This window comes from Streptomyces sp. NPDC043996, assembly GCF_056435225.1.
In genome coordinates, this window is record NZ_JBWKEY010000004.1 from 171,946 (window position 1) to 190,580 (window position 18,635).

The following is an 18,635-nucleotide window of genomic DNA, read 5'->3' on the forward strand; positions in this document are numbered from 1 at the left end:
CGTCGTCGGGGTGTTCATGCCCGTCCCTTCAGCAGTTCGGCGGCGGCCACCGCGCAGCTGCGGTTGCGGCTCACGCCCGCGCGGCCGTGGATGGTGAACCACGGTGTGGGCAGCGGGCAGCCGCACTCCTCTGCGGGGTGCAGGGAGGCGAGGTCGCCCATGACGACGCTCTGGGCCGGTACGGAGGTGATGTACGGGGAGACCAGGTGCAGGAAGCCGCGCTCGCCGTACGGCAGCGGTCGCAGGGTCCGTGTGTCGCGCACGGCGGCGCGGGACCACACCGGCACGTGCAGCCGATGGCGGGCACACTCGATGTAGGGCACGCAGTGCTCCACGGAGCCGAAGGTGTCACGGATGCGCTCCGGTTCGACGCCGAGGAGCTCGGTGACCTGCGCGTAGAACTCCTCCTTGCCGATCCGTTTGTCGGCGTGGCCCTTCCAGCCACCGCCGAGCACCACCAGCGATCCCGCGGGCAGCTGGATCGGCGGCGTGCCCTGGGCGCGCATCCTCTCCAGGGTGAAATGCAAGAACGCGGGGAAGCCGAGGATGCGGACCGGCAGGCCCTCCTCCGCGTAGCGCCGCAGCGCGGCGATACAGCCGTGCACGTCGAACTCGTGGCCGTCGCCGGTGTGGCGCAGGGCGTGGGTGACGTCCTTGGCCGGGGCGAAGTCGCACAGGTAGTTGTCGGTGAAGGAAGTGCCGAGCTTCATGCTCGGGGCGGGTTCATAGCTGTAGAGCAGGTAGTTGACGGGCTGGTCGGGGGTGATCCAGCCGTAATGGTCGAAGATCCGGGCCACCATGCGCTGCGCGGAGCGGATGGTCCACTCGTCGAAGAACATCTGTGACTTCTGGCCGGTGGTGCCGGAGGAGGTCAGATGAAGAAAGACGTCCTCGCGCGGAATGGAAAGCACTTCGTGCCGCTTGAAGAAGTTGGCATGGACCAGCGGGGTGCGGACGTTGGCGCCCACCGTCGCCGCAGCGGCCTCGGGTGCGTCGGCGAGCAGCGAGCGGAAGAACGGCGAGCGGGCGGCGTGCCAGTCGTTGGCCTCCGCCATGGCGGCCGCGAACAGCGCGTCGGTGGCGGGCCCGTGGGCGTACGGCTCCGGCAGGTCGCACAGGCGCTGGACGTGGGCGAGGGCGTGGGCGTCCGGGACGCGCACGGGCGCGAGATGGGGGGTGACCGGAGCGTCCGGGGCATGCGGAACGGCCGGAGTTTCCAGGGCAGGTGTGTTCACTGAGCAACCTCGTGCAGGGGCAGGTAGGTGGCGGTCCAGGCCGTCAAGTAGGCGCTCACATACGGTTGGAGCGGTCCGCTGACGGCGATGGTCCGAAAGTCGATCTGGCGGCTGGTGCGGGAGAGCACCACGTAGTCGTGGAAGGTGTCGCCGATGCGGCGCATGGCCGGGTAGACGGCGCTGGGGACGAAGCCCTGGGCCAGGAACGCGGTCAGGCTGGCGGTGTCCGACAGCGGAAGCAGCGTCTCCACATAGTCGGCGCCGGACCGCGAGACCGTCCTCATCAGGGGTTCCAAGGCGTGGGTGACCGCCGCCGGATGGGGGTGCACGGCGATCAGGGCGCAGCTCCCGGCGACGGGGTCGAGGTCCACGTACGCCTCGAACGAACCGTCCGGCGGCACCAGGACGGCGGTGGGCGCGTGCAGCGGGTAGTAGCGTCCGGCCGGGTCGGGGAAGAGTTCGAGGAAGCGGCGGCGCACGAACCCGGGCGCGCTGATCACTTCCAGGTCCGCGGTCGGCGGCTGGGCCGGGCCTTCGGGGCCGACGAGGCCCCCGGTGTCCGCGGGCAGCACCGCGTACGGGACGCCGGTGCTGGATTCGGCGGCGGTGAGCAGCGGCCCGAGCGCGGCGGGCGCGCTGGGCACGCTCTCGCGGCGGGCGAGGACGCCGTCGGCGAAGCGGGCGAACAGGCCCAGGCTCTCGCAGCCCGCCACTTCGGCGGCGTTGGGCAGCAGGCCGAGCGGCTTGAAGCCGTTGCGGACCACGACCTGCTGGGGGCCTTCGGTGACCATGCGCACGGTGGCGTAGACGGAGTCCAGGCGCTCGGCGGCGAAGGCCGCGTCGCACACGGCGCCGGTCAGGCGCCCGGCGAGGCCGCCCCGGCGGCGCTCGGGGTGGACCGCGAGGCCGACGAGCTTGCCGATGCGGCTGCCCGGGTCGGTCTGCACGACCGCCGAGCCCGCAAGGGCGCCGCTGTCGGCGAGCCGGGCGGTGAGCCAGTGCGTGTGCGGGTCGGTGATCAGCCGCCGCATCACCGCGGGGTCGCTGCCGAGCGGTACGGGGTAGCCGTGGCCGTACACGTCGAAGTACAGCTGTCGCAGGTCCGCGATGTCCTGGAGCGTCGCGGGGGCGAGGGTGGCGGTCATCGCACGGCCTCCGCGACGACGGGGGCCGCGTCGGGAACGTCAGGCGCCTGCACGTGTCCGTGCTGTCGTCCGAGCAGGAACAGGGCGGCTGCGACGGGCAGCAGGCCCACCCCCTGGATCAGACACAGCCAGCGTGGATCCAGGTGGTCGCCGAGCGCTCCGAACAGCAGGGAGGACAGCGGGAAGGTGGCGCCGAGCAGCGCCTGCATCACCGCGAAGAACCCCGGTTTGTCGGCGGCCGGTACCGACCGCTGGAACAGGGCGACGAAGCGTACGCCGATGGTGCCGAGGCACCAGCCCGCGAGGGCGAGCGCCGCCAGGGCCACCGACGCGCTCGGCGCGATGCCGGGCAGGGCGAGGGCGAGCGCCATCAGGGCCAGGCAGCTGCCGCCGACCGTGGTCGGCGCGCCGGGCAGGCGCCCTCCGGTGAAGGATCCCAGCAGGGTTCCCGCGCCGAGGGCCGCTTCCAGGGCGGCGACGGTCGAGCCCTGGCCGTGCAGGACCGAGCGGGTGTAGAGCGGCATGACGACGTACACGGCCGTGGTGAAGACGTTCGCCACGGCGAAGCAGAGCAGGGCCCGCCGGATGAAGGGCAGGTCGGCCAGGATCTGCCGCAGCGTCCGGCGCTCCGGTGCGCTGGCATCGGTGCCGGTGGCGGCCCTGGGGAAGCGGGTCAGCGCGATGAGCAGGGCCGCCATGAGGTAGGCGGCCGCGCACCCGGCGACGATGCCCGCCAGGTCCCAGGCGTCGACAAGGAGCGGGCCGAGGAGGCCGCCCGCGAGCCCGGCCAGGGACTGCGTGGACAGCTCGAAGCCGGTCGCGGCCTCGATGTCGGCGTCCTCGACGAGTTCGGGGACCGAGGTGGTCAGGCACGGGTCGAACAGGGCCTGGCAGCCCGCGAGCAGAAGTGCCGCGGCGTAGACGGCGGCGGTGGGCAGCTGGTCCGCGTACGTCCAGGTGGCGGTCGCGGTGGCGACCAGGCCCGCCACGGCCGCAGCGCCCGCGAGGACGGTGCGGTGCGGGCAGCGGGCGATGACTCGGGCGACCAGCGGCACCAGGAGCACCGGAGGCAGCGTGCTGACGGCGAGGAACGCCCCCGAGGCGACGCCGCGGTCGGCGCCCGCCGCCTGGCTGATCAGCCACCACACCACGCCGACCTGGAACATCCGGGCCGCCGCCTGGGTGAGGACCTGCGCGGTCCACACCGCTCCGAAGGAACGGTTGCGCAGGACGACGGGTAGTCTGCCGCCCGCTCTCGTGGTCGCGGTCATGAGCCCAGCCGTTCGTCCACGACGCGGATCAGCTTGCCCGAGCGCGTGTTGACGGCCAGGTCGCCGTGGCGCACCCACTCCACCGACAGCGGATGGATGTGCCGGGATCGCACGGCCTCGTCGAAGAGCGGGCGCTGTGTCAGGAGTTCCTTGCCGATCGCCTCGGCGAGGTGGTCGCGTCCGGCGGAATCGGCGTCGGCCGCCAGGCGCAGCAGCAGACCGTCGCGTCCCTCCCAGTGGCGCAGGACCAGTTGCACTCCGGTCACCCGGCCCGCCACGTCGGCTCGTCGCACGAGGTCCTGCACGTCCTGGGTGTAGAGCGAGACCGGCCCGACGCGCACGCCTTCCTGCGAGCGGCCCAGGATCCGGAAGTGACCGTCCTGGCTGCCGGTCCACTCGGCGCGGTCGCCCGCCGGGTAGCGCAAGACGGGCATCAGGCGCCGACGCAGGTCGCTCACCACGACCTTCCCGGGAATACCGGCTTCGGTGATCGGCTCGCCGGTCTCCTCATCGAGGATTTCCACGACGCTGTACGGGGTGAAGGCGCGGTGGACCCGCGGGTCGGGGCCGGGCACGGCGCACCCGAGGAGTCCGGCGTCGACGCTGGCGTACCCCACCGAGCGGGGCCGGGCGTTGGGGAACGCGCGGGCGAGCAGCGGCTCTTGGTCCGCGTACAGGCTCTCCCCGCCGAAGAGCAGCAGCTCCACCTGTGGGAGCTGCCGCCCGGCGGTGACGAGGTGGTCGGCCAGGGCGCACAGCGTGGTCGGAGTGCCCGCGACCACCTCCACGTCGAACTGCTCCAGGGTGTGCACGGTCGACTCCAGCGGCGCGGCGCCGCCGATGGGCAGCCTGACGTTGGCGACGGGGCAGCGGTGCAGCGAGTCGAGGATGAAGGTGAAGCTGGCGTACAGCTCACCGGCGTAGAAGAGGTCGGCAACCCGGTGGCCGGGGCGCAGCCCGCACTCCACGAGCCCGGCGCCGAAGGCGGTGGTGAAGTCCCGCCATTCCTCACGGGTGTAGAAGGAGAATTTGGGCGAGCCGGTCGTGCCACCACTCTTGAAGACGACGGCCTCATCGAGAGGGCCGGTCAGGAGTTGATTGTCCCGGGGCGTATTGGCCTGCCAGAAAGCGGCCTGGGGCACGACCGGAAGCTGCGTCAGATCGGTGACGCGGTCCGGGAGTCCCGCATAGAGCTCGGCGTAGAACGGGGAGTGACGGCGAACGTAGCGTATGAGTTCCGTCAATGGTTGAACGGGCATCAAATTCCTGCTTTGCGGCATACGAAGGCGGCGACATCCCTGTGGGAGAGTTCGCCTGGTGTGGTTGGGTGGCGCCCGTCTGCCGGGGCCTGTCCGGAGCTTTCGTCACGGACGGCCCGCCGGTGTCACGGACTGCGCCCAGAAGATTACCGCATGGAGAACGCCTCGAATTCCCACTCGCGTTCGGGCCGCACATCAGCAACGGCTTTTGGCCATCGCTCCCTTGCCTCCGCGGGGGTGGGCGTTTTGACGGGGCATCAAGCGCGGGGCCTGTTCGGTGGCCGGATTCCGCGTCCGGACTCGGGGTGTACCGCTGGGGTGTGGAAGGAGCGCTCGCGCCGCGGCCCTGGCTTGCCGCTTGCGCAGCCGTTGGGAGACCCACGACGACATCCCCGCGCATCCGTCGCCCTCGGCCGCGCCGTCGTTTGCTGGTGACGACTGCGCACCGTACTGCGTCGGAGGTGAGGGCACGACGTACACCTCGGGCGTGGACCGTCTCGATGCGTCAGAACGTATACGCGGCACTACCGGGCCCGCGTGGCCTCACATGCGGGCCCTCAGCACGTCGACCTCACAGCCCGGCGCGAACGGGTCGAAGCCGTGCTCGACCAGCCAGCGAACCGCCAGCAGGCTGCGCAACGACCACCATGCGTGGATCACATCGAGGTCGATGTCAGTGCCGTACCCGGCGATGACGTCGTCAAGGTGCCCCTCGTGTCCGAGCGTGAAGGTGGCGAGGTCGTACAGGGCATCGCCCTGGCCCGCCTCGGACCAGTCGATGATGCCCGTGACCTCGTCGCCGTCGACGAAGACGTGCGCGATCTGCAGGTCGCCATGCGTGAACGCCGCCGTCCACGGCCGCAGCGCGGCCTCGGCGACCTGGCGGTTGCGGGTGACCAGGTCGGGCGGCAGCACGCCGTTCGCCACGAGCAACTCGCACTCGTCGTCGAGTTCCGCCGCCAGCGCGACGACGCTCCGGCCAGCCCGGCCGGGGCGGGGCGGCAGCGGCGCGTCGTGCAGCTTCCGAATGGCGGCGCCCGCCGCGGCCCATGCCGTCGGCGATCCGGTCGACGGCCCGCCGAGGCGTCCAAGCGTCGTCCCTGGGAGTGCGGCGATCGCGAGCACGGGTGGCTTGCGCCACAGGATCTCCGGGGTTGGCACTGGCGCGAGGGACATCGCCTCGACCTCGGCGTCGACGCGCGCCTGATCGGCATCCACCTTCAGAAACACATCGCCGACGCGCAGGGTCGCGCGCTCGGAATGAGCGACGACGACTTTCACCTCATCCATGGGCGACCAGTATCCCGGGGATGATCGCCGACGTCGCCAGGTTTCTCACGTGCGGTTACGCGGCCGACCGGGTCCCGCCTACCACGCGGCCTCGTCCACGACACCGACCTCGCACCAGGTCCAAGCCCACCACTTTTGTCAGGAGTCACAGAGCCAGGGGCTCGCGCGAGCCGAGCAGGGAACGGCGGCGGACCTCGTCATCGCGGGTGCACTCCGTGTGTACGAGGAACCGGTCGGCCCCCTGCGTCAGCGACGGCAGAAGCCCATATCCCGTATCTCGTATCCCGCCTCAGTCAGCCAGCGGGAGACCATGGCGCCCCGTGCCCGTGCCCGTGGCCGCTACCGCCTCGGCGACACGATCGACCAGGTCGTCCCACGGACGCGGAGCGACGACCGGCACGCCAACCGCCCGCGCCTGCGCGGCGAGCCACCGCCCGTAGAGCACGCTGACGCGTGCGCGGTGCTGCTGCGGTCCGGCCTCCGGTTCCCGGCGCAGGTAGTTGGCTGTCACCTGTGCCTCGTCGTCCTCGTGGAGGAAGACGGCACGGACCGGGCCATCGGGCCTCACCGGTACGGGCAGGACGTAGTCCCCTTCCAGGATCACCGGGGTGTCGGTGTCCACATGGTTGGCCACGACCGCCTCCACCGCCGGCACCAGCGCCTCAGCGATCACGATCTGCTGCTTGACCACCGACTCGGGTGACTGGCCAGCGGCCTCCGGATGAATGCGCCAGAAGTGGACCTCCGGCAGGTGCTCGGGCCGTGTCACCGCCAGGAGGGCCTCCACGATGTCGTCAACCTCCACGACCGGGACGCCGTACCGCCGCGCCAATGCCCGGCTGACACCGGTCTTCCCCATCCCTGACGCGCCCCCGACGACGAGCACCCGCCAGTCGGGACCACCCCGTACCTCATCCGCACCGTCCATCCAGGCAGAGTATCGGGGCTTGATCCAAAGCAGCGCAGCAGTGCTCGGCCGCCCCCACCGACTGGGCACTCTCGACCGTCAGGCGGGTCGTGTGCGGGTCATCACCTGCACGACGGCCGTCTCCGGGAGCACCAGCATCTGTAACGGTGGCCCACCAGCAGACTACGACCTCACCGCCTGATCGCGGGGCCCGCCTGCTCAGCGGCTACTCAGACCGCGCGCCGTGCGGATCGACGCTCGCCGGTTCGCCCGCGCAACAGCACCTGCCGTGAACACGACCGTGCCCGCAACAGAGACCGCGACGGCCGGGTTGATCCAGGACGAGACGACCTCGCTGGCGAACACGCGCCCATCGGCCGTTTGACACATGACCTGCAGCGGATTGAACCGCACCTCGTGCTTCAACACGCTTTCCCCCTGCGGCCGATGAGGCACGTCGCGACACTCATCCATCTGACGACATGCTCGTCGCAGGGCAGATTGCTTGGTCCGCTGCCGGAGCACCGCATAGAGGTGGCGAGCCAAGGCGGTACTGACCACACGGTGATTTCACCCCGGGCAGATGCGTAGCTCTATGGCTGCGGGATCTGCGCCGCCGGATCAACCGGGGCTGGCTGCTGTGCCATCAGGCCTGTCAGGGCGGCGCGCTGTGCGCGACCCGCTTCGCGAGCGTGGGCAGGGTCGATGCGCCGCAACAAAAAGAGCCCCGCGAGCGAAATCAGACTGGGTCCGGAGAGCAGCGCGGCCAGCCATGGAGAGCCGTTCATGCCGACGAAGACCGCTCCCGCCAGCATTCCGCCCGCGAGGATGAAGCCAGCGGCCAAGCCGCCGAGATAGAGCGCATGGGCTCGGCGGTCCTTGGTGTCGAGCGCCTCAAGCCTGGCCTGCTCCATGCGCCATTCGTGTTCCCTGGCAAGCTCCGGTTCGATCGCCTTCAGGGCGATCTCCAGGTGCTCCGGTGGGAGTTGGGCCCACTGGAGGACGATTTCGAGCCCGGTCGATCGTCCGGCGGCAGGTGGCGGCTGCTGGCTCACTGTGTGTTCCCTCCACCACCGTGGACTAGGGGTTCCTTGTCTTGGCACAGGCCTTCAGGGGGTGGCCCCAAGGTCTGGAACACTCGTTCTAGCGTGGTTTCGATCGAGCCGACAGCCGTCGCGGTTTCCGGTCGGTCGGTCAGCCCCACCAGATCGAGCCGCTGCTCGGCTGTGGTCTCCGTCCGGCTCTTCTCCAGTCGCTGGGCGGCTGGGCGGCGCAACCACCGCGTGAGGGTGCCGGTCAGTCTCCGGCCGCGGCTCCTCAGTGGCTGCGGCCGGTAGCCCGGGCGGTCGGTCACGAGCACGAACGTGCGGGCAGCCTTGTCGTGCCAGCCCTGCCGCCAGGGGCGGTCGACGATGGGCCACAACGACCCCACCAAGAGGCCGACGATCATCATGTTCAAGGCCAGCCTCGTCAGATAACGACGGGCCGCCCGGCCAATGCCGGGAGTTTGCCCCGTCTCGACGTCGACGACCCTGATCCCGAAGAGACACTTGCCGATCGTCCGACCCCACGTGGCCGTGGACAGCACTTCGTAGAGCGCTCCGACGATCAGTGCGACCGCGGCGATCTGCCCTAGCAGCACGCCGGTGGTCTGGTCGATCAGCCACACCGTGGTGCTCTGCCCGGACGCTTCAGCATCCTCGATCTGCTGCCTCACGTGGTCGAACGCGTCCAGCCACAACACTGCGGTGGATCCCATGACCACCATGGCTTTGAGTACCGTGTCCACCGCTCGCGCCGCGAGCCGCCGCGCGAGGGGCGCTGGCCGCACAGTCGTCGTAGCCCTGAAGACGTCCTGGGAGGGTGGGGTCCACGGGAACATAGGCGGGACAAACGCGGCCCCGGACCGCTGCGGCGGGGCGAGCACCTCACCGTCCTGCCGCGGTGGCCGACTCGTACCCGGCACCCACGCGTGACCGTTCCAGTACCGGACGTACCCGGGGATGCTCGGGTCAGGGTAGAAGCCGGACGGGCGAGGTTCACCCGCCGAGGTGTCCGGTGTCCCTCGATCGGACATAGGCCCCCTCCCCCGGTAGCGCGCCCGTCCTCGGTCCCTAGCCTGCTCATGCGTGACTACGTGTGCGAACACCAGAGGCTCACGATGCCAGGGCACGGTTGGTGGACGACGTCCCCGTAGAACGACTCACCCCAATGAGTGAACATGACTGAACATGCCAACTGGCGGGTCGCGGTCGCGGAAGGGCAGATTCCAGGACCATCCCAGGGCGGGCTCGGCACATCTGGGAACCCTTGTGTGACCTCATCTGTGTGACTTCATCCCCTTCAACCTCGCCACAAGCGCGCGTCACAGGTGGCGCATTTGAGGGGCGCCGTGTGCGCGTCGGCACCGTCATGATGGGGGCCTGCCGACAGGGGAGGTGTTCATGACCGCACGCCAGCCGGTATCACGTCGTACGGCACTCAAGGGAGCCGCCGGGGCCGCGCTCGCCGTCGGCACGGTGTCGGCCGCCGGTGGGGCGTTCGCTCCCGCCGCGGTCGCGGGCACGCTCCGTACCCGCGACGCACGGGCGTTTCACGGCACCTGGCTGGGGTCGTACGACGGCCGGCACGCCAAGCTGGAGGTCGTGGCACAGCAACAGTCACCCAGCGGCTACTACACGCTCTTCCTCAAGTTCACCGAGCTAGAACGGAACGAGACGTACTCGGGGGAAGTCCAGAACATCCCCGTGGGCGCGCACGAAATCCACCACCTCACGCTCAGCGGCCCCAGCGCAATCACCTGGCAGAGCCTGCTCCTACACACGTGGAGCACTGACTACCTCTCCGGCACGAGCAGCTGGAACGGTGCGGGTTTCCCCATGTCCTTCACCCGCTCCACCGTCGCGCCGCCCTTCGCAGCGGGCCGACCGTTCCGGGGCCACGGGGACTGGTACTCGCCGCCCAACGGCCACGCTGTGTACGCGGGCAACATCGACGGCCGACGGGCGAAACTGGAAGTCTTGAAGTACATGGTCGGCGGCACGTCCCAGACCCAGTTCACGTTGACCGACTTGGACCGCGAAAGTGCCTACACGGCCACGTTCCTGGGCGTGGACTTCGGCAGCTGGAGCATGAACCGCCAGCGCAACCCGCTCGCCGGGGCCACGATGAAACCGGTTCGCCCCGGCCTCGAACCGAAGAACATCGAGTCCCTGTACTGGCACTCCTGGAACCCCATGTACGTGAGCGGCGCGGACATCTGGCAGGGTGGCCGGTACGGCATGTCCTTCGTCCGCCAGACGCCACTGCCCTAGGCTGGATGGCAGGGGGCACGCCGACGCCCTGGGAGTTCCGCGGCTCCCGCCGCCGCGAGCGGGCTCGCCAGCCTCAACGCCCTGGCACCGGGGCGATCATCTGCGGGTTCGACACCGGCAACACCGCCCGGCGCACCCTGGGCATGCCGCCGACCACCGCGGCCGCGCTGGAGGACTTCACCGCCAAACTGCAGGACCCGCGGCGACGCACATCATTTCCTGGTCCTGGAAACGGCCCGAGGTCGTCAAGAAGCTGCGCCTCCACTTCATCCCGGACATGTTCGGCTTCATCCCGGACACGTCCGGCCGCTTCAACGTCAGAGTTTGACGCCACGCAGCGCTTGTCACCTCCTGCAGCACCCCGACTGCTATCGGCGGTGTGGGGCAGCTGCCCGGGTCTCCACCAGGACGACGCCGCTCACCGGGTCGCGGTGCACCGGCGCGTACCAACCAACCCCAGTCGGCGTCACCGGCCATGAGCCAGCCTCCGGCCCACGAGGCGTATGCGGTCTCCCGCACGTGTCCGGCGAGCGGGCCACCCAGGAGCCGGACGATCACATCGGCACCTCCACCCGACGGGACCCCATTGCGGGGTAGCCCTTGTCCGTCGCGGCCGCATGCGCGCCAGGTCCGTCGAATCGACAGTCCCGCACCAGACGACGCAGCCGAAAGCGAGAAAAGTACATCGATCGGCTCGGTAAGTGACATGACGTCAGAACACAGGGCGCATAGGCTGGTTCCAGCGCACGAATGCCACTTTCGCACCACTGACGCCTCAAGTGACCACAAGTACCTCGGGAGCCTCCAGTGAGAAGTGCAAGAATCGCGCTATGCGCTCTGCTCATCACCGGGGCCGCCGTCCTCTCGCCGACCACCGCATCGTCGACCTCGTCGGCGCCGTCGGCACCCCGCAGCGCGTTCGCCCTGTCCAGCCCCGCATTCGCTAACGGCGGCACCATCCCCAAGGTCCACGAGTGCACCAGCGGAGGAGGAAGCGACCCCGCCAAGCGCAACGAATCCCCTCCCTTGACCTGGTCCGGCGCTCCGACCACCGCCAAGAGCTACGCGATCGTCATGCGGGACCTTGACAACTCCAACCTCATCCACTGGGTCATCTACGACATTCCAGCGAGCACGACCTCGCTCCCCCAGAACGTCGACCATGCATACCGGCCCTCGACCCCGGCGGGAGCCAGGCAGGTCTACTACCGTGGCAGCGCGAGCCTCTACGGCTATCAGGGACCGTGCTCGCCCTCGACGGTGAACACCTACGAGTTCGTCGTCCACGCGCTCAACCAGGCATCGCTGACCAACCTGAACTCCAGCTCGTCGACCCAGACCGCCGCCAGAGCCATCGCCGCGGCGACGCTCGGCTCGGCCAGGATCACCGGCGAGTCATAGCGCCACCGACCGCCGCCTCACCAGCGAAGCCACCCCGAACTGGCGCCCAACGCGACCTGGGATGAAGCACACCCCACGGGGTCCCTGATCGCTGCGGAGCCTGCCGCAACCGGGCCCTGTCAGCCGTCGCAGAACTCCGTGCGCACCGCCGAGTCCTCCAGTTCCTGCTCACCCCAGTCGCCGTTCCTGTTCATGGTCAGCGCGTGCCGTCCGTCGTCCGACACCACCGTCCGGGTGGCCGAGCCCGGGATCATGCCGCCGTGGCCCCAGGCCCAGCAGCCCGGCGCGAGCTTGAAGTGGCGGAGACCGAGGCCGTAGACGTCCTCCGGGCCGCCGTGCCCCTTGTCGCCGTCGACGGGCACGGCGTCGAGCAACTCCCGGCGCTGGGCGGCGGGGAGCAGTTCGCCGCCCAGCAGCTCAGCCATGAAGGTGTTGACGTCACGGACGGTCGATATCAGCTGCCCTGCCGAGAACGCCACCGTGGGGCTGAACTCAGTGACATCGCGCACCCTCGCACCCGGCCCCTCCTCGAACAGCGTGGAGTAGTGCTTCGCGTTCGGGCCGGGCAGCCGGGGTGAGGTGTCGGGCACGCTGGTGTCGCGCAGGCCGAGCGGCTCGATCACCAGCCGCTCGACCGCCTTCTTGTACGAGACGCCCGAGGCCTTCTCAATGATCATTCCGGCGAGGATGTAGTTGGTGTCCGAGTAATCCCACCTACCGGGCTTGCCGGGCCTGCTGCCCTGCTCCGGCTGGAAGTTCGGACGGTGGGCGAGCGCGATGTCCACCAACTGCTCGGGGGTGCACTTGCGGTAGCGGTTCTTGTCGAACGCGTCGCCCGCGTACCGGGCGCGGAAGGCGTCGTCCATGTTGTAGTCGAAGATGCCGCTCGTGTGGTTGAGCAGGTGCCGGACGGTGATGTGCCGCGGGCGGTAGCCCTTGCCGCGCACCACTTCTGGCAGCCATCGCTCGACGCTGTCGTCGAGTGAGAGCCGCCCCCGCGCTTCGAGGCGGAGCAGGACGGCGGCGGTGAACGGCTTGGTCACGCTGGCGACGCGGAACTTGTCGTGGACACTCCGCGGCCGCCCGTCGTCGAGGTCGCCCACGCCCGCCCGGCCGCTCCACACGCCGTGAGCGTCTCTGACCTGGGCCACGACGCCCGGTGTGCCTTCCTCGACGATCCGGTCGAGGGCAGCCTGGAGCCGGACGTGCTGGCGCGGGGGCGGATGGCGCTCGTCGGCGAGGGACGGAGGAGCCGCCGCGAGGCCAAGCAGTCCCACCGCGGCGCCAAGGGCACCCAGGACGCGTGGAGATGGCGAGAACTGCGAGTGTCGACTCATGGATCAAGCTCACCACCAGACCGGCTGCCCCGGCATCGGGGATGGCCCTGAAGCGACTCAGGGGACACCTCAGGGGATGCCTCAGGGCCAGCCCTTAGCTTGTGCTGTATCTCCCAGCCTGTGACTGGGCGTTTCGCCCTATGGAGTGTGTCTGAGCCCAGGTCAGATTGCTTCAGTTCGGGCTGGCTTCGCCGCCGAGGCGGTGGCGGTGGCGGTGGGCCATGAGGTCGATCATCGTGAGGTGGATGCCGGCTTCGGACCGGTGGGGGGTGGGTTTGGTGGTCGCGGGCTGGTCTCCGGTGTGCATGAGCCAGCTGATACTGCGCTCGATCGTCCGGCGTCTGGGGATGATGGCGCCCCCCCCAACCCCCAAACCCCCGCGCGCCCAGCGGGCGTTGGGCGGGTCGGACGTCGATGCCGGGGCGGGCGCCGTACAACGCTGCTTTGTTCCTCTCCCAGCTGCCGCAGGCACCATTCAGGCACCCCCATCGAGCCGTGGCCACACCTTGGACCGACCGCCGCTCCGGCGAGCTCGTCGACCTGCTGTTCGCCGTCCGGGCCCGCCGCGTCTCCACCAGCTACATCAACAACACGATCATCCCCATGCTCTGCCGCAAGGCCGGAGTCCCGGCCGCCGACATCCGCGGCAACATCACCAGCCACCTCGCCCGGTCCACCATCGCCAGCCAGCTCTATAACGCCAAAGAACCGATGACCCCTGTTCGAGCTGCAGGCCTGGCTCGGACACCGCAGTCCGCAGTCCGCAATCCGCAATCCGCAATCCGCGATCCGCAATCCGCGATCCGCAATCCACCCAGTACGACGCGAAGATCACGCCCAACACCCTGCCCAACGCCCACTCCGAAGCCGGCTACTTCGCGCGCAACGTGCGCACCATCGAGGTCCTGGTCGACCGTGACGCCGTCGCCTCCGGCGCCGCCGCGGCCGACGAACCCTGGCAGCACTACGACCTCGGACACGGCTACTGCAGCTACACCTTCCTCGAGCAGTGCCAGCACCACATGGCTTGCGCACGCTGCGACTTCTACACGCCGAAGGACTCCATGAAGGCCCACCTCCTGGACACCAAAAGCAACTTGAGGACGATGGCCGTGTCTATCCCGCTGACCGACGACGAGCAGGCAGCTGTCGAGGACGGCCAGGCGGCCCTGGACCGGCTGCCTGACCGCCTCGCCGACACGCCCACTCCGGCTGGCCCGACACCACACGAACTGGACGTGCCAGCGACGACCCGCCTCCTGCCGCTCGTCAACGTCCGACAGGGCGGGGCAGGCTCCGCGTCGCGCTGATATCGGAGTGCGCACAGGCCCGGGAGAGTGTCACAGTCACTGCCGTGACCTTGATGAACGTGCTCGTCGACTTCGCCCGAACCGGCCGGATCGGCCCGCTTCACTGCGGCATGCCCCTGACCGAGGCCGAGGATCTCCTCGGTCAAGGGCGCCCGCACCCCGCCATCCTCATGAAAGGTCCCGACATCGACGGCTATCCCTATGCGTGGGGAGGCCTTCGACTGGTCGTCACCCAGAAGGCCGTCAGCGGCATCTGGATCAACCTCTGGCCCGGATCAACGACGAGTCTCCCACCACTCGTCCTGCCTGATTCCGAGTCGCTCGAGGCGACCGTTCTCCGCGAGGAACTGATCACGGCCCTCGACACCGCAGGCTGCCACCACGAGGTCAACCCCGCCCTCACCTTCGGCGAGCAGTCGAGCATCCTCACCGGGCCCGCCGAGGTCTGCGCTGTCTTCAGTCTGCCCGGCCGGGACAACCATGTGCCGCACCGTGATCGGCACTACCTCGACGTGATGCACAAGCACACGGCTTGACATCGCTCATTCCGCAGAATGGTGCGGTTCACGGCGCCTTCGGTACCGCCGGAGCCCCAGTGCAGGGTGAGTCCAGACCCCTCGATCAGCCCTCCGGCCGAAGCCGCTGACGAGCGGCCTCCAACTGCTGGTCATAGTCAGGCGCGAACAGCTCAGGAAGCGTCTTGTCGAGCGTTCCGGCGATTCGGTGGATCGGTGCCCGGACTCGTCAGTCAGAGCCGTGGACGGGGTTTCGGACCCTCGGAGGGCTCGTGAGCGCTGCCGGGATTGGTGGGGGTCGGCGCGCTGCTGCCGGTGTAGGAGGGGAGGTCGGCCACCAGCTTGGTGAGGGCCGGGTTGCCCGCGTAGCGTCGCGCGTGGAGATCGGCGATCTTCTGGGCGATGTCCGGGTCGTCGCTGTCGGTGGTGTCGTAGGACACGAAGGACTCCAGCAGCGGCAGGCCGATCCGGTCGGTGTGGGCGTGTGAGGGCGCCATCAGATACTCCCAGTACCCGTCGAGGTCCTCGAGGACGAAGACGGCGCCGTACTGGAACTCTCCGCCGATGTCCGCGCCGACGACATACCGTATGACCGCGTCGATCGACTCGCCCTGGTTGCGCAGGCTGGCAAGGGCCTCCTCACGCTGTCGGGCGGTGACGGTCGTCTTGAAGGTGAAGCGGTTGTGGTGATAGATCATTTCTCTCCCTTGATGGCCTGCGGGCGACCTTCGGGGTTCGCGGTCGGGGCTGACCAGTAGCCGAGCAGCGCCGTCACCGCCTGGTCGGCGAGGTGCAGGGCGCGGTCGAAGCCGATGTCCTCGATGGATCCGATGCACGCGAGGCCGTGCAGCGTGCCCCACAGCAGGTCGCAGGCGTCCTCGACACTGAGGGACTCGGCTGCGGTCTCGGCCGCCCACGCGCCGATGAGCTGCCTGGTGAAGGCGATCACGTCATGGGCCGCGGCGCGGCGGGCTGAGGCATCGACGTCCGTGCCGGGTGCGCCCGACATGAGCTGGTACAGGCCGGGCCGCGACCGGGCGAACTCCAGGTACTCGACCGCCGCCAGGTGCGGCCCCCGTGACGCCGGTTCACCGGCTACCGCGGCTCGCATCCGCTGCGCCAACTCACCGTTGACCCGCTGCAGCAGCGTGTGCAGCACGGCCTCTTTACTCGGGAAGTGCTGGTAGATCACCGGCGCGCTGTAGCCGATCTCGGCGGCGATCCGCCGGATGGTCACCGCCTGCCAGCCCTCCGCCTCGGCCATCCGGCCCGCTGCCTCCAGGATCTCGGCGAACGTCCGCTGACGTACCTCTTCCCGCTTCCCCACCACAAACCCCTAACGACGTTAGATAATCTAACGCCGTTAGCATTCCGCGTGTGCCTCAACCTGTCAAGCCAGCAAGCCGAGTTCAGGACTCAATGGTCGACTGGCTGGCCGTGACGAGTCGAGAGCACGGGCTATCCGGCGAGGGCGAGGTTGTGATGGCGTGCGATGCCCAGTACCGCGCGATGAACACCGTCGCCCCTGAGGCGGCAGTCACGGAGGACCTTCCAGTCCTTCGTCCGGGCGAGTCCTTCATCCGGGCGAAGGTGTGCTCGACCCGAGCGTGGATCTCGCGATGTGAGCGGTTGTCGGCTGCTTTGCAGGTGGGGAGTTCGGCCTGCCCGGCGAGCGGCGGTACCGCGGCGACCAGCTTGTCGAAACGGCGGGGGCTCAGTCCGCTGAACAGGCCCGTCCAGGACGGTTGCGCTGCGGCGATCACACCAGTTCACGGCGCGGTGATCGCACCCCACCGGGCGGCCCGCCCTCCGCGCCGGCAACGGGGACCGGTGGCCGGGAATGTGGCGGTATCGCTTCCGCGGCGTGGCGTGCGGTGGGACATTGTCCCGACAGCGACCGCACGCCCGGGTCGCTCTCTGCGGGGCGTCCGGGGAGGCAGAGGAGGAGGTGGGCGCGTGGCGCAGGCAGAGCGGGACGAGCGGCTCGCGCGGGCCTTTCTGGAGTTGGCGGACACCCTGGTCGACGGCTTCCATCTGATCGACTTCCTACACGTGCTGACCGATCACCTGACCGCCCTGCTGGACGTGACGGCCGCCGGTGTGATCATGGTCGATGCCCAGGGGCGGCTGGTGGGCGTGACGGCCTCCACTCACGCCGCCCACCAACTGGAAGAGACACAGGTCGAGTGCGACGAGGGCCCATGCCGGGACAGCTGCGAGCAGCACAGGCGCATCGGTCCGGTGGACCTGGCCGAGGCCGCGGTCGCCGCCCGCTGGCCGCGTTTCACCAAAGCAGCGCGCGCAGGCGGCTTCGCCACCGTGGCCGCGCTCCCACTGCGCCTGCGCGAGGAAACCATCGGGGCAGTGAACCTCTTCCATACCCGGCCCCGGGCCCTGCAGGCAGCCGACCTGCGCCTGGGCCAGGCACTGACGGACGCGGCGACCATCGGCATCCTGCACCAGCGCCTGTCGCACGACCAGGCCCAGCGGGTGGGCCAGCTGCAGACCGCGCTCAACAGCCGGATCACTATCGAGCAGGCCAAAGGAGCTCTCGGGGTACGCCTTGGCATCTCGCCGGATGCCGCCTTCCAACGGCTACGGGCCTACGCCCGCGCCCACCGGACATCACTCACCGGGGTGTGCCAGCACGTCGTCGAGGGCACCGCACACACCGATCTGTGGTCCGAATCCGCCCCACCCCCCTAACCCCGACTGACGCGCTGCGATCAGCCCCGGCACGGCCCGCGCCGTCGGCGCTCCACCGCACTCACACCCCAAGGGGCCCCAGGTGTCCGCAGACGTCCACGACATCCGATCCCTACTGGCCGCCGCCTCGGCAGCCGGAAAGGGCCTCACCGGCCTGCCACCCGCGCAGTGCGCGGCCGCCCTGGGCCTGGACGCCCTGACCATCTCCCTGACCAACCCCCGCGGACTGGAACTGATCTGGCACGACCCCGCCGACTCCGCCAGCACCACCCTCGAAGACCTGCAGTACACCATCGGCGAAGGCCCCACCCTGGATGCCGCCCGCACCGGCGAACCCGTCCTCATAGCCGACCTGCACGCCGAACCCGAACACCGCTGGCCCGCCCTGCTGCCCGCCCTCCGCACCCACCCCCCACGCGCCGTACTCGCCCTGCCGCTGCACCTGGGCGTCCTCCGGCTCGGAGCCCTCACCGGCCACCGCGCCACCCCCGGCCCCCCTACCCGCCCCCAAGTCTCCGCCGCCTACGCCCTCGCCGAAGCCGCCACCACCATGCTCCTCACCCCGGACGGCACCCACGACATCAGCCACAACGACCCACTGCCCCTGCACCGCGCCCTCATCCACCAGGCAACCGGCGCCCTCACCGTCCTCCTCGACATCCCCCTCGACCAAGCCCTGCTCCGGCTACGCGCCTACGCCTACACCCACGACCGCCCCATACTCGACGTCGCCCACGACGTCATCCACCACCAATACCGCCTGGACAACACGCCAACCTGACACACCCATTGCGGGACGGCTCTCAGGCGCAGAAGGAGCTCCAGCCCACTCACATCACGTCTCCAAGACGGCTCGACAAGGCGCGTCGGCGAGGTGATGCGTGGCCGTAGAGCCCGAATACGGCCCGAAATGCCGCGCTCAATCGACGTGTTGATGGCAGTGGA

General features: G+C 69.5%; 19 protein-coding genes and 2 pseudogenes. 7 read left to right on the forward strand and 14 right to left on the reverse strand.

Annotated features, from left to right (window positions below):
* Positions 1–14: 14 nt before the first annotated feature.
* From AC07A4_RS11630 to AC07A4_RS11670, 9 genes are all read right to left on the reverse strand, one after another.
* Positions 15–1,235: a LuxE/PaaK family acyltransferase gene (locus tag AC07A4_RS11630; RefSeq protein ID WP_478596272.1), complete on the reverse strand. Its 1,221-nt coding sequence runs from the start codon at positions 1,233–1,235 to the stop codon at positions 15–17.
* On the reverse strand, positions 1,232–2,380 hold the full coding sequence (locus AC07A4_RS11635; protein WP_478596274.1) for a GNAT family N-acetyltransferase: 1,149 nt from the start codon (positions 2,378–2,380) through the stop codon (positions 1,232–1,234). Before AC07A4_RS11635 ends, AC07A4_RS11630 begins: the two co-directional genes overlap by 4 nt.
* Positions 2,377–3,651 carry an MFS transporter gene (locus tag AC07A4_RS11640; protein ID WP_478596277.1) on the reverse strand — a complete coding sequence of 425 codons (1,275 nt, stop codon included), beginning with the start codon at positions 3,649–3,651 and terminating at the stop codon, positions 2,377–2,379. The genes AC07A4_RS11635 and AC07A4_RS11640 overlap by 4 nt, the downstream gene beginning before the upstream one ends.
* Positions 3,648–4,910, reverse strand: coding sequence for a phenylacetate--CoA ligase family protein (locus AC07A4_RS11645; RefSeq protein WP_478596279.1), 1,263 nt, complete (start codon positions 4,908–4,910; stop codon positions 3,648–3,650). The genes AC07A4_RS11640 and AC07A4_RS11645 overlap by 4 nt, the downstream gene beginning before the upstream one ends.
* Positions 4,911–5,453: 543 nt before the next feature.
* Entirely contained in the window at positions 5,454–6,200 is a 747-nt protein-coding gene (locus AC07A4_RS11650; protein WP_478596282.1) for a phosphotransferase family protein, read from the reverse strand.
* Positions 6,201–6,489: 289 nt separating this feature from the next.
* Positions 6,490–7,128: a hypothetical protein gene (locus tag AC07A4_RS11655; RefSeq protein WP_478596285.1), complete on the reverse strand. Its 639-nt coding sequence runs from the start codon at positions 7,126–7,128 to the stop codon at positions 6,490–6,492.
* Positions 7,129–7,326: 198 nt separating this feature from the next.
* Positions 7,327–7,536: a hypothetical protein gene (locus tag AC07A4_RS11660; protein WP_478596287.1), complete on the reverse strand. Its 210-nt coding sequence runs from the start codon at positions 7,534–7,536 to the stop codon at positions 7,327–7,329.
* Positions 7,537–7,700: 164 nt separating this feature from the next.
* Complete coding sequence (locus tag AC07A4_RS11665) at positions 7,701–8,162, reverse strand: hypothetical protein (RefSeq protein ID WP_478596290.1); 462 nt, start codon at positions 8,160–8,162, stop codon at positions 7,701–7,703.
* Positions 8,159–9,184, reverse strand: coding sequence for an RDD family protein (locus tag AC07A4_RS11670; protein ID WP_478596292.1), 1,026 nt, complete (start codon positions 9,182–9,184; stop codon positions 8,159–8,161). Before AC07A4_RS11670 ends, AC07A4_RS11665 begins: the two co-directional genes overlap by 4 nt.
* A gap of 367 nt (positions 9,185–9,551) precedes the next feature.
* Between AC07A4_RS11670 and AC07A4_RS11675 the strand changes: the two genes are divergently transcribed.
* The 3 genes and pseudogenes from AC07A4_RS11675 (at position 9,552) to AC07A4_RS11685 (ending at position 11,822) form a co-directional block, all read left to right on the forward strand.
* A complete protein-coding gene (locus tag AC07A4_RS11675; protein ID WP_478596295.1) occupies positions 9,552–10,421 on the forward strand; it encodes a hypothetical protein in 870 nt (289 codons plus the stop codon).
* Between the two features lie 27 nt (positions 10,422–10,448).
* Positions 10,449–10,618: pseudogene (locus AC07A4_RS11680) on the forward strand (LLM class flavin-dependent oxidoreductase); the annotation flags it as partial.
* A gap of 610 nt (positions 10,619–11,228) precedes the next feature.
* Positions 11,229–11,822 (forward strand): YbhB/YbcL family Raf kinase inhibitor-like protein, encoded by a 594-nt coding sequence (locus AC07A4_RS11685; protein ID WP_478596298.1) that lies wholly within the window; start codon positions 11,229–11,231, stop codon positions 11,820–11,822.
* 119 nt (positions 11,823–11,941) lie between these two features.
* Here the strand turns inward: AC07A4_RS11685 and AC07A4_RS11690 are convergent, their stop codons facing one another.
* Together AC07A4_RS11690 and AC07A4_RS11695 are read right to left on the reverse strand one after the other, a co-directional pair.
* A complete protein-coding gene (locus tag AC07A4_RS11690; protein WP_478596300.1) occupies positions 11,942–13,159 on the reverse strand; it encodes a serine hydrolase domain-containing protein in 1,218 nt (405 codons plus the stop codon).
* A 172-nt stretch (positions 13,160–13,331) separates the two neighbouring features.
* Entirely contained in the window at positions 13,332–13,466 is a 135-nt protein-coding gene (locus AC07A4_RS11695) for a hypothetical protein (protein ID WP_478596303.1), read from the reverse strand.
* A gap of 580 nt (positions 13,467–14,046) precedes the next feature.
* On the opposite strand from AC07A4_RS11695, the gene AC07A4_RS11700 reads away from it, so the two are divergent.
* Positions 14,047–14,469: a hypothetical protein gene (locus tag AC07A4_RS11700; RefSeq protein WP_478596305.1), complete on the forward strand. Its 423-nt coding sequence runs from the start codon at positions 14,047–14,049 to the stop codon at positions 14,467–14,469.
* Positions 14,470–14,513: 44 nt separating this feature from the next.
* Entirely contained in the window at positions 14,514–15,005 is a 492-nt protein-coding gene (locus tag AC07A4_RS11705; protein WP_478596307.1) for a hypothetical protein, read from the forward strand.
* 212 nt (positions 15,006–15,217) lie between these two features.
* Here the strand turns inward: AC07A4_RS11705 and AC07A4_RS11710 are convergent, their stop codons facing one another.
* The 3 genes and pseudogenes from AC07A4_RS11710 to AC07A4_RS11720 form a co-directional block, all read right to left on the reverse strand.
* A complete protein-coding gene (locus AC07A4_RS11710) occupies positions 15,218–15,682 on the reverse strand; it encodes a Dabb family protein (RefSeq protein ID WP_478596310.1) in 465 nt (154 codons plus the stop codon).
* Positions 15,679–16,311 carry a TetR/AcrR family transcriptional regulator gene (locus AC07A4_RS11715; protein WP_478596312.1) on the reverse strand — a complete coding sequence of 211 codons (633 nt, stop codon included), beginning with the start codon at positions 16,309–16,311 and terminating at the stop codon, positions 15,679–15,681. The genes AC07A4_RS11710 and AC07A4_RS11715 overlap by 4 nt, the downstream gene beginning before the upstream one ends.
* 131 nt (positions 16,312–16,442) lie before the next feature.
* Positions 16,443–16,651: pseudogene (locus AC07A4_RS11720) on the reverse strand (IS5/IS1182 family transposase); the annotation flags it as partial.
* A gap of 289 nt (positions 16,652–16,940) precedes the next feature.
* Here AC07A4_RS11720 and AC07A4_RS11725 point away from each other — a divergent pair.
* Both AC07A4_RS11725 and AC07A4_RS11730 read left to right on the forward strand, forming a co-directional pair.
* Positions 16,941–17,690: a GAF and ANTAR domain-containing protein gene (locus AC07A4_RS11725; protein ID WP_478596315.1), complete on the forward strand. Its 750-nt coding sequence runs from the start codon at positions 16,941–16,943 to the stop codon at positions 17,688–17,690.
* Between the two features lie 82 nt (positions 17,691–17,772).
* Entirely contained in the window at positions 17,773–18,471 is a 699-nt protein-coding gene (locus AC07A4_RS11730) for a GAF and ANTAR domain-containing protein (protein WP_478596317.1), read from the forward strand.
* Positions 18,472–18,635: the final 164 nt, after the last annotated feature.

Coding starts and splice junctions, on each gene's coding strand:
- AC07A4_RS11695 (WP_478596303.1), bottom strand. CDS start 13,466: ATGCACACCGGAGACCAGCCCGCGACCACCAAACCCACCCCCCACCGG.
- AC07A4_RS11690 (WP_478596300.1), bottom strand. CDS start 13,159: ATGAGTCGACACTCGCAGTTCTCGCCATCTCCACGCGTCCTGGGTGCC.
- AC07A4_RS11655 (WP_478596285.1), bottom strand. CDS start 7,128: ATGGACGGTGCGGATGAGGTACGGGGTGGTCCCGACTGGCGGGTGCTC.
- AC07A4_RS11710 (WP_478596310.1), bottom strand. CDS start 15,682: ATGATCTATCACCACAACCGCTTCACCTTCAAGACGACCGTCACCGCC.
- AC07A4_RS11635 (WP_478596274.1), bottom strand. CDS start 2,380: ATGACCGCCACCCTCGCCCCCGCGACGCTCCAGGACATCGCGGACCTG.
- AC07A4_RS11675 (WP_478596295.1), top strand. CDS start 9,552: ATGACCGCACGCCAGCCGGTATCACGTCGTACGGCACTCAAGGGAGCC.
- AC07A4_RS11670 (WP_478596292.1), bottom strand. CDS start 9,184: ATGTCCGATCGAGGGACACCGGACACCTCGGCGGGTGAACCTCGCCCG.
- AC07A4_RS11645 (WP_478596279.1), bottom strand. CDS start 4,910: ATGCCCGTTCAACCATTGACGGAACTCATACGCTACGTTCGCCGTCAC.
- AC07A4_RS11650 (WP_478596282.1), bottom strand. CDS start 6,200: ATGGATGAGGTGAAAGTCGTCGTCGCTCATTCCGAGCGCGCGACCCTG.
- AC07A4_RS11640 (WP_478596277.1), bottom strand. CDS start 3,651: ATGACCGCGACCACGAGAGCGGGCGGCAGACTACCCGTCGTCCTGCGC.